A 15,413-nucleotide genomic window follows, 5' to 3' on the forward strand; every position below is an offset into this window, starting at 1 on the left:
GCGTAGAAAAGGAACTCCGATATGGCGAAAACAAGCGCAGTTGAAAAGAACAAGCGCCGCCGCAAGTCGGTCGCTCAGCAGGCCAGCAAGCGCGCTGCCCTCAAGGCGATCGTGATGAACCAGTCCCTTCCGATCGAAGACCGGTTCAAGGCCACTCTGAAGCTCGCTTCGCTGCCGCGTGACGGCTCGAAGACGCGTATCCGCAACCGCTGCGAAGTAACGGGCCGTCCGCGCGCGTTCTATCGCAAGCTCAAGATGTCGCGTATCGCGCTTCGTGAGCTGGGCAATTCCGGCAAGGTGCCGGGCATTGTCAAGTCGAGCTGGTAAGGAGACGGGCACATGACCATGACTGATCCTTTGGGTGATATGCTCACCCGCATCCGCAATGGTGCTGCTCGCCGTAAGTCTTCGGTAAGCACGCCTGCTTCCAGCCTGCGCGCACGCGTTCTCGACGTGCTGCAGTCTGAAGGCTACATCCGCGGTTATTCCAAGGTCGATTTTGAAAACGGCAAGTCCGAATTCACCATCGAGCTGAAGTACTACGAAGGTGCGTCGGTGATCCGTGAGATCGGCCGCGTTTCCAAGCCGGGCCGCCGGGTTTATGTCTCGGTAAAGTCCATTCCGCAGGTCGCGAACGGCCTCGGCATCACCATCCTTTCGACCCCGAAGGGCGTGATGGCCGATCACCAGGCTCGCGAACAGAACGTTGGTGGCGAGGTTCTTTGCTCGGTCTTCTAAGGCCCGAGCAAGGATCTCCATAACGAACAGACAGGATTGAATAATGTCTCGTATCGGTAAAAAGCCCGTTCCGGTTCCAGCAGGTGTGACGGCCAATGTCGACGGCCAGAAGGTTACTGCTAAGGGCCCGAAGGGTGAACTGTTTTTCGTCGCTAACGACGACATTCAGCTGAAGCTCGAAGATAACGGCGTTTCCGTAACGCCGGCTAACGGCACCAAGGAAGCTCGTTCGAAGTGGGGCATGTCCCGCACGATGATCGAGAACATCTTCAAGGGTGTTAAGGACGGCTATGAGCGCAAGCTCGAAATCAACGGCGTTGGTTACCGTGCCGCCATGCAGGGCAAGAACCTGCAGCTGGCTCTCGGCTTCAGCCACGACGTTGTTTACGAGCCTCCGGTCGGCATCACCATTGCCGTTCCGAAGCCGACGGAAATCATCGTTTCCGGCATCAACAAGCAGCAGGTTGGCCAGGTAGCCGCGGAAATCCGCGAATACCGCGGTCCCGAGCCCTACAAGGGCAAGGGCGTGAAGTACGCTGAAGAGCGTATTGTCCGCAAAGAAGGCAAGAAGAAGTAAGGATCACGCGAAATGGCTAGCAGGAAAGAAGCACTTGCACGTCGCGCGAGCCGCGTGCGCCGCCAGATCAAGGCGGTTGCCAACGGCCGTCCGCGCCTGTCGGTTCATCGCTCGTCGAAGAACATCTATGCCCAGATCATCGATGACGTTGCTGGCAAGACGCTTGCGTCTGCCTCCACGCTCGAAGCTGATCTGCGCGGTTCGCTCAAGACCGGCGCCGACGTTGCAGCAGCAGCTGTTGTCGGCAAGCTGGTTGCCGAGCGCGCCGTCAAGGCTGGCGTCAAGGAAGTCGTTTTCGACCGTGGCGCGTTCATCTATCACGGCCGCATCAAGGCCGTGGCTGAAGCTGCCCGCGAAGGCGGTCTGAACTTCTGATCTTTTTCTGCCCGGACAACGATCCGGGCAGAATTTCACCGGACCATGCGGATCTCCTCGTTGAGGCCGCTGGTCTTTTCGTTTGCCGTTCCACCCGTAAAAGAAAAAGGACAAGGACAATGGCACAGGAAAAAAGAGGTTCTCGCGACGATCGCCAGAACCGTGAAGAGCGCGATAGCGAATTCGTCGACAAGCTGGTCGCGATCAACCGCGTTGCAAAGGTTGTTAAGGGTGGCCGTCGCTTCGGCTTCGCCGCTCTCGTTGTTGTTGGCGACCAGAAGGGGCGCGTTGGTTTCGGTCACGGCAAGGCTCGTGAAGTTCCGGAAGCAATCCGCAAGGCAACTGAAAGCGCAAAGCGCGATCTGATCTTCGTTCCGCTGCGTGATGGCCGTACGCTTCATCACGACGTCAATGGCCGTCACGGCGCAGGCAAGGTTCTGCTGCGTTCGGCCAAGGCCGGTACCGGTATCATCGCCGGTGGTCCGATGCGCGCCGTTTTCGAAACGCTCGGCGTTCACGACGTTGTTGCGAAGTCGACCGGTTCGTCGAACCCGTACAACATGGTTCGCGCTACGTTTGACGCTCTGAAGCATCAGGTTCATCCGAAGGACATCGCTGCACAGCGCGGTCTGAAGTATGCGACCCTTCAGGCTCGCCGTGCCGCTTCCGGCAACGCTTCTGAAGAATAAGGAGCTGGATCATGGCCAAGAAGACTACTGAAGCCAAGAAGACTGTTACGGTCGAACAGATCGGCAGCCCTATTCGCCGCCCGGCAATCCAGCGTCAGACGCTGGTGGGTCTGGGTCTCAACAAGATGCATCGTCAGCGTACCCTGGAAGATACTCCTGCGGTTCGCGGCATGATCCGCGCGGTCCAGCATCTCGTTCGCGTCGTTGACGAGAAGTGAGACGGAGTAACCTATCATGAAACTCAATGAAATCAGAGACAACGAAGGCGCCTCCAAGGATCGTATCCGCGTAGGTCGCGGTATCGGTTCCGGCAAGGGCAAGACCGGTGGTCGCGGTGTGAAGGGTCAGAAGGCTCGTTCGGGCGTCGCCATCAACGGCTTCGAAGGCGGTCAGATGCCAATCTACCGTCGCCTGCCGAAGCGCGGTTTCAACAACATCTTCGCTTCCGAATTTGTTGTCGTATCGCTCGGCCGCATTCAGACTGCCATCGACGCCAAGAAGCTTGATGCTTCCGCAACGATCGATGCCGCTGCTCTCAAGGCTGCCGGCGTCATCCGTCGCGCCAAGGACGGCGTACGCATTCTCGCCGACGGCGAGCTGAAGTCCAAGGTCTCGTTCGAAGTTGCCGGCGCTTCCAAGCCCGCGCTCGAAAAGATCGAAAAGGCTGGCGGCTCGATCAAGCTTCTCGCAGTTGCAGTTGAAGCTTCCGAGTAATATATAAACTTCAGACGCCCGGTGCGCATGTCGCTCCGGGCGTTTGCGCTCCCTGGCCGCTGTTGCTTTCGATCTAAATCGATTTATAGAGCATCAGGGCAATCTCTCGCGGTGTGCTTTCTTGGCCCCGCTTGCGGCAGAAAGTGCCGCAGGGAGAGCCTCACAGTTCTTGAACTTCCATAGGGGAGGGGATAGGACATAAAAAACAGGGTGAGGCATGATGGCGGCCAAGAGCTGCATTCGTCCGAAGCCCGGTTTTGACCAGTATCTTTTAGACCTTTCCGCATTGGCCGGTATTGCTGGCTGGCAAGGGTCATTCGGAGAAATTTATGGCTTCAGCAGCGGAACAACTGGCTTCGAACCTGAATTTTTCGACCTTCGCTAAGGCGGAGGATCTGAAAAAGCGTCTCTGGTTTACTCTTGCCGCACTTCTCGTCTACCGTCTCGGCACCCATATTCCGCTTCCGGGCCTGAACCCCGAAGCCTATGCGCAGGCCTTCCGTGGCCAGGCCAACGGTATTCTTGGTCTTTTCAACATGTTTGCGGGTGGCGCTGTCGAGCGCATGGCAATTTTCGCTCTCGGCATCATGCCTTACATCTCCGCTTCGATCATCGTGCAGCTCATGACCTCGGTCGTGCCCTCGCTCGAAGCGTTGAAGAAGGAAGGCGAAGCCGGCCGAAAGATCATCAACCAGTACACACGCTACGGCACGGTGCTGCTCGGTACGCTGCAGGCCTATGGCATTGCGGTCGGCCTTGAAAGCGGCAATGGCCTTGTGGTTGATCCGGGCATGTTCTTCCGCATTTCCACCGTCATCACGCTGCTCGGCGGCACGATGTTCCTGATGTGGCTTGGCGAGCAGATCACGTCGCGCGGTATCGGCAACGGTATTTCGCTGATCATCTTCGCGGGCATTGCCGCAGGTCTGCCCAAGGCGCTTGCCGGCACGCTTGAGCTCGGCCGTACCGGTGCGCTGTCGACGCCGCTCATTCTCATGGTCGTCATCGTCGCCATCGGCGTCATCGCGCTGATCGTCTTCGTGGAGCGCGCCCAGCGCCGCCTGCTGATACAATATCCGAAGCGCCAGGTGGGCAACCGGATGTTCCAGGGCGATACCTCGCATCTGCCGCTGAAGCTCAACACCGCCGGCGTCATTCCCGCGATCTTCGCATCGTCGCTGCTGCTTCTGCCGGCAACGGCTGCGGGCTTTGCAGGTAACACCAACCTGCCGACCTGGGCGACTTCGATCATCGCGTCGCTCCAGCATGGCCAACCGCTGTTCATGGTGCTCTACGGCTTGCTGATTGCTTTCTTCGCCTTCTTCTACACGGCGATCGTGTTCAATCCGAAGGATACGGCTGACAACCTCAAGAAGCATGGCGGCTTCATTCCGGGCATCCGTCCGGGCGAGCGCACCGCGGAGTACATTGATTACGTTCTGACCCGCATCACTGTGGTCGGCGCGATTTATCTGGTCTTCGTCTGTATCCTTCCTGAGACACTTATCGCACGTACGGGCATTCCATTAGCCCTTGGTGGTACTTCGCTTTTGATCGTTGTCAGTGTAACTCTGGATACGGTTGCGCAGATTCAGGGTCACCTGATCGCCCAGCAGTATGAAGGTCTGATCAAGAAGTCGAAGTTGCGTGGAGGAAAGAGGGGACGATGAGACTGATATTTTTGGGTCCGCCGGGTGCGGGCAAGGGAACCCAGGCCAAGCGGCTGACTGACAAGTACGGGATCCCCCAGCTTTCAACCGGTGACATGCTGCGCGCTGCGGTCAGCGCGGGCACCGAAATCGGCAAGCGCGCCAAGGCCGTCATGGACGCCGGCGGGCTGGTATCCGACGATATCGTCAATCAGATCGTTTCCGAGCGCATCGAAGCTCCGGACTGTGCCAAGGGTTTCATTCTCGACGGTTATCCGCGCACCGTTCCGCAGGCGAAGGCGCTTGCCGACAACATGCGCAAGAAGAACCTGGTTCTCGACGCCGTCATCGAGCTCAAAGTGGATGAAGAGGCGCTGATTCGCCGAATCGAAAACCGCGTGGCTGAAACCATTGCCGCCGGCGGTACTGTTCGCTCTGACGATAATCCGGAAGCTTTCCGCAAGCGCCTGACTGAATATCGCGAAAAGACTGCGCCGCTGTCCGCTTATTACAGCGAACAGGGCGAGCTCGTGACGCTGGATGGCATGGCGGATGTCGACGCCGTCACCGAGGCTATCGAGCGCGTTCTCGAGAAAGCCTCTGCCTGATCGAAGGAATGAATGGGTGAGGACTGTTGCGTTCTTGCCCATATTCCTTTTCCGAAAGGCGGCTGATCCTTTGGATCGCAAAAGAATCTTGGCGGAGCCGGTTGCTTTTTTGCGCTGATTCCGTTAAACACCGCGCCAACTCGCGACATCCCAAGCGACTGGCGCGGATTTCCCTTAGGGAAGGGAGATCCGGGTTCGGTCGTTTTGACTTGTCACGGACACCAATTTGAACTGGCGGTCTTTCGGCCGCTCAAATGGAATCACCACTTGCCGGATGGCAACTGGAACCAAGGAGAAAAGACGTGGCACGTATCGCTGGCGTCAACATCCCGACTGCGAAGCGCGTTGTTATTGCGCTGACCTACATTCATGGGATTGGTCCGAAATTTGCGCAGGAAATCATGGACAAGGTCGGTCTTCCGGCTGACAAGCGCGTTCATCAGCTGACGGATGCTGAAGTTCTTCAGATCCGCGAAGCTATCGACCGCGACTATCAGGTCGAAGGTGACCTGCGTCGTGAGACCTCGATGAACATCAAGCGTCTGATGGACCTCGGTTGCTACCGCGGCCTGCGTCACCGTCGTGGCCTTCCGGTCCGCGGTCAGCGCACGCACACCAACGCCCGCACCCGCAAGGGTCCGGCGAAGGCTATCGCTGGTAAGAAGAAGTAATTTTCCGGTTCTCCGGAAAGGGGAGGCTGGTGCAGTCCGCGCCAGCCTTTCTGAGTTTGGCGAAAAGCTCGAATACGGGCTGATTGCCGGTGTAGCCGCTGGTGTTACGGCGGTGAAGAGATCAATGAAAGGTATAAAATGGCCAAGGAAGCCGCACGCGTCCGTCGTCGCGAACGCAAAAATATCACGTCTGGCGTCGCGCACGTCAACTCGACCTTCAACAACACGATGATCACCATCACCGACGCACAGGGCAATGCTATTGCCTGGTCGTCCGCTGGTGCCAAGGGCTTCAAGGGTTCGCGTAAGTCGACCCCGTTTGCTGCTCAGATCGCTGCTGAAGATTGCGCGAAGAAGGCTCAGGAACACGGCATGAAGTCGCTTGAAGTTGAAGTTTGCGGTCCGGGTTCCGGTCGTGAATCGGCACTTCGCGCTCTGCAGGCTGCCGGTTTCATGATCACTTCCATTCGCGACGTGACGCCGATCCCGCACAACGGTTGCCGTCCGCGCAAGAAGCGCCGCGTCTGACGCGACCGTGGTTCGGAAATTCCGCCTTTCCTCAGGTCTGGCGGAATTTTCGTGTATCTGGCGTGTGCGCGTCGATTTCGATCGACGGACTTGCGCTCAAGAACCCACCGATGAACCACTGAATTAGGTTCCTCTCGGTGTTTTCATGCTCGGTCCGTCACGATTGGATGGTGGCGGCGAACGGAAGGTTTAAAGATGATTCAGAAGAACTGGCAGGAACTTATCAAGCCGAACAAGGTCGAGTTCACCTCGTCCAGCCGCACCAAGGCAACGCTGGTTGCCGAGCCGCTGGAGCGTGGTTTCGGTCTTACCCTCGGCAACGCGCTGCGTCGCGTTCTCTTGTCTTCTCTGCGCGGCGCCGCTGTTACGGCCGTGCAGATCGACGGTGTCCTGCACGAATTCTCCTCCATCCCCGGCGTTCGGGAAGATGTGACGGATATCGTGCTCAACATCAAGGAAATCGCCATCAAGATGGATGGTGACGATTCCAAGCGCATGGTCGTGCGCAAGCAGGGCCCGGGTGCCGTAACCGCTGGTGACATCCAGACGGTTGGCGACATCGAGATCCTGAACCCCGACCACGTGATCTGCACGCTCGACGATGGCGCTGAAATCCGCATGGAATTCACCGTCAACAACGGCAAGGGTTACGTACCGGCTGAGCGCAACCGCGCGGAAGATGCCCCGATTGGCCTCATTCCGGTGGACAGCCTCTATTCTCCGGTCAAGAAAGTGTCCTACAAGGTGGAAAACACCCGTGAAGGTCAGGTTCTCGACTATGACAAGCTGATCATGACGATCGAGACCAACGGTTCGGTTTCCGGCGAAGACGCCGTTGCCTTCGCCGCTCGCATTCTTCAGGACCAGCTGGGCGTCTTCGTCAACTTCGACGAGCCGCAAAAGGAAGCAGAAGAAGAATCGGTTACGGAACTCGCGTTCAACCCGGCGCTTCTCAAGAAGGTCGACGAGCTCGAGCTGTCGGTTCGTTCGGCAAACTGCCTGAAGAACGACAACATCGTTTACATCGGCGACCTGATCCAGAAGACCGAAGCCGAAATGCTCCGCACGCCGAACTTTGGTCGCAAGTCGCTGAACGAAATCAAGGAAGTTCTCGCTTCCATGGGTCTGCACCTCGGCATGGAAGTGCCGGCATGGCCGCCAGAGAACATCGAAGATCTCGCCAAGCGTTACGAAGACCAGTACTAACAATCAAAAAGGCAGACCTTAAAGACTGCCTTTCCCCGTCAAACAGCAGATAAGTCATCTGCATGTGCCAGGAAACGGCAGGCCTTAGAGAAGGAACCTGCGTAGAAGGAGAATAGCAATGCGCCACGGTAATTCAGGCCGCAAGCTCAATAGAACCGCCAGCCACCGCAAGGCAATGTTTGCCAACATGGCTGCTTCGCTCATCACCCATGAGCAGATCGTCACCACCCTTCCGAAGGCGAAGGAAATCCGTCCGATCGTCGAGCGTCTCGTGACGCTGGGCAAGCGCGGCGACCTGCACGCTCGTCGTCAGGCCATCTCGCAGATCAAGGATCAGGATGCCGTTCGCAAGCTGTTCGACGCGATTGCTTCGCGTTACGCAACCCGCAATGGCGGCTACCTGCGTATCATGAAGGCTGGCTTCCGCCAGGGCGACAACGCGGCTCTGGCCGTCGTTGAATTCGTCGAGCGCGACGTTGACGCCAAGGGCGCAGCCGACAAGGCTCGCGTTGCTGCTGAAGCTGCTGCTGCTGAAGCTGCATAAGGTCTGACGCCGTTCAGGCGTCGTGAGTTAAAAAAGCCGGGCGAGGATCGCCCGGCTTTTTTCGTTCAGATATCAACCGACAGAATAAATAAGATTTTGCACCGTGGCGAAGTGTTGGAGTGGGGATGGTTAAACCCATACTTAGCGATGCATCTACTCGTATCCGCCAACCATCACTAAACCCTCATCAGGCGCGATTAGGGTTATCGAGTTTGTTAGCTGGACTTGAAAATAGCCGCCGTTGGCTGATGTTCGCTCAAAGAGCGTTTGCAGCTTCTTGTCTTTGATGCAGTCCAAACTACTAACAAAATCAGCGATCCGGCGATCCATGGCGTAGTTCGCCTCCAGCACCGGTGCCTCAGCCCAGGGCGTAGATGTTGCCTTGTTTAGAGAAAGCAATCCATTCCGACGGACCTCATCCATGAAAACGGAGTCGAGCTTGTAAATGGCGACAGCGCATTCAAACCATCTGTTATTGTAGTATACCGTCTCACCAGCGGGGATGCCGTCCGGGATATCGCCGCGTAAACGATCAGGTGAATCCACACCACAACCGGCCAAAGCGATTAATAGGAATGCGAATATAGGGCCGCCAGTTCTATTGTTGGATTTCAGGCCCACGCGCTTGGCTGTAAAACTTGCGAGACTTGAAAAAGCCTTGGAGTAATTCATCTCTCTCACTCCGGGACGTGAATACGGGCCTTGATGTGCTTGAGATGGGCAACGATCGTGAAAGTCATGATTACCAGCAGCGACCATGAGCTCCATTTCCCGATATGCACCACGGACCAGGCGCCGAGTTGGTCCGGATATTTCCAGATGCCGAAGAAGGTGGAGATGTTTTCCGCCAGCCAGACGAAAAATCCTATGAGGACGAATGAGAGGAGCAGCGGCATCTTTCGATCACGGTCATAGGGGCGGTAAATCACGGTCGCGCGGGAATAGAGGCCGATGGCGCAGGCGGCGATATACCAGCGATAGTCGCCGATGAAGTGATGGGTGAAGAAGTTGGCGTAGATGGCGATGCCGATCAGCGTCGCCATCCAGTAGGTGGGATAGTGGCGAATGCGCACATCCAGCAGGCGCCATGCCTGAATGATATAACTGCCAACGGCGGCGTACATGAAGCCGGAGAAGAGCGGCACGCCGAGAACCTTGCTATAGGCGAAGTCGGGATATGACCAAGACTGTATGGCGCTTGACGTCTTAAACACCTCCAACGCGAAACCGACGATATGGAACAGCAGGATGGCCTTGGCTTCGTCAAGCGTTTCCAGCCTGCTCCAGATCATGAAGAACTGAATGCCCAGCGCAATGATCAGCAGCACGTCATAACGGGGGATGCCCAGCACTCCGCCATGCGGTACCACGAAGATGGAAACGAAAAACAATCCCGCGAACAGGCAAGCACGGGCTTCCTTGATGCCGAAATACAGAAACTCGACGATAAAACGCCTGATGCCCTTGAGTTCACCCCAGGGATAGGTATCGCAGAGAAGATTATCCAAGACGGAGAGGCGGCTTGCGGTCAGGCTGGTTGCTGTGCTCATTTTCCGTCCCGATCTTTGTTCGTCACTTTTCATACGAAAACCCGAAGGAACCCGTATGGGCAAGCCGCACGTATCCCCACCTTATTTTATCCGCATCCAGCTTCTCGCGGGGGCAATGGCGGTGATCGTGTGCGGCCTTTGCCTGCGGACCTTCGGTTACGATGCAGGACTACCGTTCGTGGTGGTAAAATATGGCGGATCCGTGCTCTGGGGGGCGATGATCTATCTGCTGCTGGCAGCCTTCTTTCCATCCCGCTGGCAAGGCTATGGGGTTCATATGGCCATTGTTGCCGTTGTTCTCGTGGAACTCGTCCGGCTTGTTCATTTTCCGGCACTGGACGCGTTTCGTGCGACGACGGCCGGCGCTTTGCTGCTCGGCCGTGTTTTTTCGCTGTGGAATATAGTCTGTTATGTCGCGGGGATTGGGGGCGCCGCCATCATCGCCGGACGGGTCTCGCGCGTTTGGCTCTTTTCATCGACATGATCGAGGGCCGTACCAGCCGATAGCCCAACAGCACCACCATCGTGCTGATATAAAATACCGGCTCCAGCGTGATCGATTTTCGCGCCAGCACGAAATGCAGCACGCCGACGATGAGCACGAGGTAGACGAGTTTATGCAGCGTGTTCCAGCGGCTTCCGAGCTTGCGGATGGAACAGCGATTGGAAGTGAGCGCCAGGGGCAGGAGCATGACGAGCCCCGCCATGCCGAACATGATATAAGGCCGCTTCAGGATATCACCAGCGATGGAACTGAAGACGAGGCCACGGTCCAGCACCAGATAGACGGTGAAATGCGCCAGTACGTAATAAAAGGCAATCAGGCCCAACGCCCGACGATAGGCGATGAGGTTGATGTTGAAGAGATCGCGCAGCGGCGTGACGAGCAGCCCGAGACAGAGGAAGCGCAGCGCCCAGATGCCGAGAAGGTGCTCGAAATCTTTGACCGGGTTGAAGCCGAGGCCTCCGGTTGCGGCGAGGTAGAAATACCAGACACCGGGAGCAAGGCCGATGACATACAGCGACCAGATTGCAGTCGGCTGATAGCGCTTCGGCAGTGAGGGTAAGGTGAGGGCGAAGGCCATGGTCAATAGTTCGCCTTCAGGTCCATTCCGGCATAAAGGCTCGCGACCTCGTCATAGCCGTTGAACATCAGGGTCGGGCGGTTCTGGGTGCCGAAAAAGCCGCCTTCGCCAATGCGCTGCTCCGTCGCCTGGCTCCAGCGCGGATGGTCCACATGCGGATTGACGTTTGAATAGAAGCCATATTCGCGGGCATTGGAGTTTTTCCAGGTCGTTTCCGGCTGTTTTTCGGTGAGCGAAATCCGGACGATGGATTTGATTCCCTTGAAACCGTATTTCCACGGCACGACGAGCCGGATCGGTGCGCCGTTCTGGTTCGGCAGGGTTTCCCCATAAAGCCCGACGGCGACGATGGTGAGCGGATGACGCGCTTCATCAAGACGCAGGCCTTCGACATAAGGCCATGAAAGAGGCTGGAACAGGCCGCTCTGGCCCGGCATTTCCTCAGGCCGCACGATCGTCTCGAAGGAGACGTATTTCGCGCTGCCCAGCGGCTCGACCTTGTCGAGCAGGCTGGCAAGCGGGAAGCCGATCCAGGGAATGACCATCGACCAGCCTTCGACGCAGCGCATGCGATAGGTGCGTTCCTCCAGCTGATATTTCATCAGCTCTTCTATGCCGAATTCCTGCGGCTTGGAGACGAGGCCGTCCACCTTCACGGTCCAGGGCGTGGGTTTGAACTTGCCTGAGTTTTCCTTGGGGTCTGATTTCCCGACGCCGAATTCGTAGAAATTATTGTAGCTCGTCACCGCGTCGAGCGGGGTGAGCTTCTCATCCAGCTTGTAAGCACTGGCCTTGGCGGACAGCGGCGCGGCGATGGCATCGCGTCCGGTCAATCCTATCGCAGCGAGGCCTGCCGCCGTTCCGAGGAAGTTGCGTCGGGACATATAAAAGGACTTAGGGGTGATCTCTGAAGACGCGATATGGGGCGGACGATAGGCGGGCATTGAAACCTCCACAAAAGCCGGGTGCATCGGCGATAAATCGATTATGATAGCCAATACGGTCGCTGCACAGATATGTTTCAGCGCGCTGCAGAAAAACAACGCCGAACAGGTGGTAATCGCGCATTTGTGATGGCGTGTCCTTTGCGGATGGCGCTGAATAGAAAGCGTACCGTACCGAACCGTACTGTTTTGCCCGAAGGTGACAGTGACAGGGCTTGCGGTTTGCGCTAGAAAAACCGCAAAATAGGGCAGGAGCTATTTTTAACCGCACTTGCGGAAATGCGCTTCTGGCCAGAGATCGAGGAAAACACCATGCCAGCCTATCGCTCCAGAACGACAACCCACGGCCGCAACATGGCGGGCGCGCGCGGCCTTTGGCGCGCCACCGGCATGAAAGACAGCGATTTCGGCAAGCCGATCATCGCGGTGGTCAATTCCTTCACGCAGTTCGTGCCCGGCCACGTGCATCTTAAGGATCTCGGTCAGCTGGTGGCCCGCGAGATTGAAGCGGCCGGCGGTGTTGCCAAGGAATTCAACACCATCGCGGTCGATGACGGCATCGCCATGGGCCATGACGGCATGCTTTATTCGCTGCCCTCGCGCGAGATCATCGCTGACTCGGTCGAATATATGGTCAACGCCCATTGCGCCGATGCGATGGTGTGCATTTCCAACTGCGACAAGATCACCCCCGGCATGCTGAATGCGGCCATGCGCCTTAACATCCCCGCGGTCTTCGTGTCCGGTGGCCCGATGGAAGCAGGCAAGGTTGTTCTGCACGGCAAGACAGTCGCGCTCGATCTCGTCGACGCCATGGTCGCTGCTGCTGATGACAAGATTTCCGACGAGGACGTCAAGGTCATCGAGCGTTCGGCCTGCCCGACCTGCGGTTCCTGTTCCGGCATGTTCACCGCCAATTCGATGAACTGTCTGACCGAGGCGCTGGGCCTGTCTTTGCCCGGTAACGGCTCGACGCTCGCGACCCATTCGGATCGCAAACGCCTGTTCGTTGAGGCCGGTCATCTGATCGTCGATCTTGCTCGCCGTTATTACGAGCAGGAAGACGAAACCGTCCTGCCGCGTACCATCGCCAACAAGGCGGCGTTTGAAAACGCCATGTCGCTGGATATCGCCATGGGCGGCTCTACCAACACGGTGCTGCATATCCTCGCTGCCGCGCACGAGGGCGGGGTGGATTTCACCATGGAAGACATCGACCGTCTTTCCCGTAAAGTTCCGTGCCTTTCGAAAGTTGCGCCCGCCAAGCAGGACGTTCACATGGAAGACGTTCACCGCGCCGGCGGCATCATGCGTATTCTCGGCGAGCTGGAACGCGGCGGTCTCATCAACCGCGATACCTATACGGTGCATGAAACGACGCTTGGCGACGCCATCGACCGCTGGGACATCACCCGCACTAACAGCGAGACGGTTCGCGAATTCTTCAAGGCGGCGCCCGGCGGCGTGCCGACGCAGGTTGCCTTCAGCCAGTCCTCGCGCTGGGACGATCTGGATACTGACAGCGACAATGGCGTCATCCGCTCGGTCGAGAAGCCATTCTCCAAGGATGGCGGTCTGGCCGTGCTTTACGGCAACATCGCTCTCGACGGCTGCATCGTGAAGACGGCGGGCGTTGATGAATCCATCCTGAAATTCAACGGTTCGGCGGTCGTTTACGAAAGCCAGGACGCGGCGGTTAAGGGCATTCTCGGCAACGAGGTCAAGGCGGGCGACGTCGTCGTCATCCGTTATGAAGGTCCGAAGGGCGGGCCGGGCATGCAGGAAATGCTCTATCCGACCAGCTACCTGAAATCCAAGGGCCTCGGCAAAGCCTGTGCGCTCATCACCGACGGTCGCTTCTCTGGTGGTACGTCAGGCCTTTCGATCGGCCATGCGTCTCCGGAAGCGGCACAGGGCGGCGCCATCGGCCTCGTGCGTCAGGGTGACCTGATCGAGATCGACATCCCGAACCGCACGATCAACCTGAAGGTTTCGGATGCGGAACTGGCCGCGCGCCGGGCCGAGCAGGAAGAAAAGGGCTGGAAACCGGAAGCGCCGCGCAAGCGCAATGTCACGACGGCGCTTAAGGCCTATGCGGCCTTTGCGTCTAGCGCGGACAAGGGTGCCGTGCGGATTCTGCCGGAGTAATCTGCGGGTTTTGCACGCGAATACCTCTCCGCCCTTATGCTCGGGCCTGTCCCGAGCATCTACACCCCTTCGACTTTGCGAGACGTGGATGGATCCTCGGGACAGGCCCGAGGATGACGTAGCGTTTGAGGCAAGATTGCCATCCTTTGGTCAGCCGCCTTCCGGGGCGGTTTTTTACTGGCCGTTCGGCGAATGCCACGTCGGGGTTCGCAAACCGATTCAACTGCCTCAAAGAATGATTCTGCAAGTGCGCGCAACGCGCTGTTTTCATAATGAAATTTGAAATTATCCAAGCGGGGGGTCGGCTTTCATTTTAGTCACATTGGAGTGATGTTTGGCCATCGGCTCTTTTCCGTAGCGCAACGATGCCTAACTTCATCACCATGAAAAGACGAACCGCACTGGCCCTCATGGCGTCGCTACCCTTTGCACGGCTTGCCCGCGCCCAAAGCGCTGGTGACAACATCCGTTTCGATCCGTTGTTGAGGCAGGCGGATGCGCTTTCCAGCCTCAAGGCGGTGATTGTCAGCATCGATGGCGAGGAGGTCGCCAGCCGCGCCTATCATGGTGCCAGCCTCAACGGCTCCACCAATATCAAGTCCGCCTCGAAATCGGTCATTTCGGCGCTGGTGGGCATGGCGATCGATCGCAGGATCATTGAGGGCGCGGACCAGCCGATCGCGACTATCCTGCGTAGTGACTTCCCGCAGAACCCTGACCCGCGACTGGAGCGGATCACCATCGGCAACCTTTTGTCCATGCAATCCGGTCTGGAGCGTATGTCCGGCCCCAATTATGGCCGCTGGGTTGCCAGCCGAAACTGGGTGAAAATGGCGCTGGGGTCCGGTTTTGCCGGGGAGCCCGGCGGAGGCATGCTTTATTCCACAGCGTCGACACATCTGCTCTCGGCGATATTGACGAAGGCATCCGGCCGTTCGACTCTTTCTCTCGCCCGAGACTGGTTTCGGCCGCTGGAAGGGTTTTCCATCGGCGGCTGGGAGCGCGATCCACAAGGCCTCTATCTTGGCGGCAACCAGATGGCGATGACGGCGCGCTCCCTGCTGGCCTTTGGGGAGCTTTATCGTCTTGGCGGGGTAACGCCTGATGGCGAGCGGCTGATCTCCCAGGAATGGATCAGCCAGTCCTGGCAGCAGCGCACCAACTCCGTCTTCAATGGCGATGGTTACGGTTATTGCTGGTTCATTAGAGAAATGGCCGGGGAGACGGTTTATTATGCCTGGGGTTACGGCGGGCAGATGCTCTATATCGCACCCGCCAGAAGGCTTTCCGTGGTCATGACCTCGCGGGAGGATGCGCCTTCGGCCAGAACCGGTTATCGCGACCAGTTGCACGGCCTCATGGAAGGCATCATCCGTGCGGTGTGAGG

21 protein-coding genes are annotated in these 15,413 nt (G+C 57.8%); 17 read left to right on the forward strand and 4 right to left on the reverse strand.

Annotated features, from left to right (window positions below):
- The first annotated feature begins 21 nt into the window (after positions 1-21).
- The 14 genes from rpsN (at position 22) to rplQ (ending at position 8,299) form a co-directional block, all read left to right on the forward strand.
- Positions 22-327 (forward strand): 30S ribosomal protein S14, encoded by a 306-nt coding sequence (gene rpsN, locus ACFVTJ_RS03065; protein WP_142845324.1) that lies wholly within the window; start codon positions 22-24, stop codon positions 325-327.
- A gap of 12 nt (positions 328-339) precedes the next feature.
- On the forward strand, positions 340-738 hold the full coding sequence (rpsH, locus tag ACFVTJ_RS03070) for a 30S ribosomal protein S8 (protein WP_004442588.1): 399 nt from the start codon (positions 340-342) through the stop codon (positions 736-738).
- Between the two features lie 43 nt (positions 739-781).
- A complete protein-coding gene (gene rplF / locus ACFVTJ_RS03075) occupies positions 782-1,315 on the forward strand; it encodes a 50S ribosomal protein L6 (protein WP_003495204.1) in 534 nt (177 codons plus the stop codon).
- Positions 1,316-1,327: 12 nt separating this feature from the next.
- Positions 1,328-1,690 (forward strand): 50S ribosomal protein L18, encoded by a 363-nt coding sequence (rplR, locus tag ACFVTJ_RS03080; RefSeq protein WP_386904526.1) that lies wholly within the window; start codon positions 1,328-1,330, stop codon positions 1,688-1,690.
- A 119-nt stretch (positions 1,691-1,809) separates the two neighbouring features.
- A complete protein-coding gene (gene rpsE / locus ACFVTJ_RS03085) occupies positions 1,810-2,379 on the forward strand; it encodes a 30S ribosomal protein S5 (protein WP_003495208.1) in 570 nt (189 codons plus the stop codon).
- Positions 2,380-2,390: 11 nt separating this feature from the next.
- Positions 2,391-2,597, forward strand: coding sequence for a 50S ribosomal protein L30 (rpmD, locus tag ACFVTJ_RS03090; RefSeq protein ID WP_003495212.1), 207 nt, complete (start codon positions 2,391-2,393; stop codon positions 2,595-2,597).
- A 16-nt stretch (positions 2,598-2,613) separates the two neighbouring features.
- Entirely contained in the window at positions 2,614-3,093 is a 480-nt protein-coding gene (gene rplO, locus ACFVTJ_RS03095; RefSeq protein ID WP_386904529.1) for a 50S ribosomal protein L15, read from the forward strand.
- 217 nt (positions 3,094-3,310) lie between these two features.
- Positions 3,311-3,478: a hypothetical protein gene (locus ACFVTJ_RS03100; RefSeq protein WP_155737506.1), complete on the forward strand. Its 168-nt coding sequence runs from the start codon at positions 3,311-3,313 to the stop codon at positions 3,476-3,478.
- The gene (gene secY / locus ACFVTJ_RS03105) at positions 3,423-4,763 is read left to right on the forward strand and encodes a preprotein translocase subunit SecY (protein ID WP_386904531.1); all 1,341 of its coding nucleotides are present in this window, start codon (positions 3,423-3,425) and stop codon (positions 4,761-4,763) included. Before ACFVTJ_RS03100 ends, secY begins: the two co-directional genes overlap by 56 nt.
- On the forward strand, positions 4,760-5,350 hold the full coding sequence (locus tag ACFVTJ_RS03110) for an adenylate kinase (RefSeq protein ID WP_003507790.1): 591 nt from the start codon (positions 4,760-4,762) through the stop codon (positions 5,348-5,350). Before secY ends, ACFVTJ_RS03110 begins: the two co-directional genes overlap by 4 nt.
- A 302-nt stretch (positions 5,351-5,652) precedes the next feature.
- Positions 5,653-6,021: a 30S ribosomal protein S13 gene (gene rpsM / locus ACFVTJ_RS03115; protein WP_003516122.1), complete on the forward strand. Its 369-nt coding sequence runs from the start codon at positions 5,653-5,655 to the stop codon at positions 6,019-6,021.
- Positions 6,022-6,159: 138 nt separating this feature from the next.
- The gene (gene rpsK, locus ACFVTJ_RS03120) at positions 6,160-6,549 is read left to right on the forward strand and encodes a 30S ribosomal protein S11 (RefSeq protein WP_003495225.1); all 390 of its coding nucleotides are present in this window, start codon (positions 6,160-6,162) and stop codon (positions 6,547-6,549) included.
- A 195-nt stretch (positions 6,550-6,744) separates the two neighbouring features.
- Positions 6,745-7,755 carry a DNA-directed RNA polymerase subunit alpha gene (locus ACFVTJ_RS03125; RefSeq protein WP_003495228.1) on the forward strand — a complete coding sequence of 337 codons (1,011 nt, stop codon included), beginning with the start codon at positions 6,745-6,747 and terminating at the stop codon, positions 7,753-7,755.
- A 118-nt stretch (positions 7,756-7,873) separates the two neighbouring features.
- A complete protein-coding gene (gene rplQ / locus ACFVTJ_RS03130; protein ID WP_003495230.1) occupies positions 7,874-8,299 on the forward strand; it encodes a 50S ribosomal protein L17 in 426 nt (141 codons plus the stop codon).
- Between the two features lie 153 nt (positions 8,300-8,452).
- On the opposite strand, the gene ACFVTJ_RS03135 is transcribed toward rplQ, so the two are convergent.
- Together ACFVTJ_RS03135 and ACFVTJ_RS03140 are read right to left on the reverse strand one after the other, a co-directional pair.
- Positions 8,453-8,971, reverse strand: a complete 519-nt coding sequence (locus tag ACFVTJ_RS03135) for a hypothetical protein (protein ID WP_386904534.1) — start codon at positions 8,969-8,971, stop codon at positions 8,453-8,455.
- Between the two features lie 5 nt (positions 8,972-8,976).
- Positions 8,977-9,849: a DUF817 domain-containing protein gene (locus ACFVTJ_RS03140; RefSeq protein ID WP_386904536.1), complete on the reverse strand. Its 873-nt coding sequence runs from the start codon at positions 9,847-9,849 to the stop codon at positions 8,977-8,979.
- Between the two features lie 55 nt (positions 9,850-9,904).
- On the opposite strand from ACFVTJ_RS03140, the gene ACFVTJ_RS03145 reads away from it, so the two are divergent.
- On the forward strand, positions 9,905-10,333 hold the full coding sequence (locus ACFVTJ_RS03145) for a DUF2809 domain-containing protein (RefSeq protein WP_386904538.1): 429 nt from the start codon (positions 9,905-9,907) through the stop codon (positions 10,331-10,333).
- On the opposite strand, the gene msrQ is transcribed toward ACFVTJ_RS03145, so the two are convergent.
- Together msrQ and msrP are read right to left on the reverse strand one after the other, a co-directional pair.
- Positions 10,287-10,934, reverse strand: a complete 648-nt coding sequence (gene msrQ, locus ACFVTJ_RS03150; RefSeq protein ID WP_386904540.1) for a protein-methionine-sulfoxide reductase heme-binding subunit MsrQ — start codon at positions 10,932-10,934, stop codon at positions 10,287-10,289. The two genes, ACFVTJ_RS03145 and msrQ, sit on opposite strands and share 47 nt — an antisense overlap.
- 2 nt (positions 10,935-10,936) lie before the next feature.
- Complete coding sequence (gene msrP / locus ACFVTJ_RS03155) at positions 10,937-11,878, reverse strand: protein-methionine-sulfoxide reductase catalytic subunit MsrP (protein WP_386904542.1); 942 nt, start codon at positions 11,876-11,878, stop codon at positions 10,937-10,939.
- Between the two features lie 312 nt (positions 11,879-12,190).
- On the opposite strand from msrP, the gene ilvD reads away from it, so the two are divergent.
- Positions 12,191-14,026, forward strand: a complete 1,836-nt coding sequence (gene ilvD, locus ACFVTJ_RS03160; RefSeq protein ID WP_386904543.1) for a dihydroxy-acid dehydratase — start codon at positions 12,191-12,193, stop codon at positions 14,024-14,026.
- Positions 14,027-14,409: 383 nt separating this feature from the next.
- Positions 14,410-15,411, forward strand: a complete 1,002-nt coding sequence (locus tag ACFVTJ_RS03165) for a serine hydrolase domain-containing protein (RefSeq protein ID WP_386904545.1) — start codon at positions 14,410-14,412, stop codon at positions 15,409-15,411.
- The last annotated feature ends 2 nt before the right edge of the window (positions 15,412-15,413 follow it).

The organism is Agrobacterium sp. NPDC058088 (genome assembly GCF_042885035.1).
Lineage (GTDB): Bacteria > Pseudomonadota > Alphaproteobacteria > Rhizobiales > Rhizobiaceae > Agrobacterium.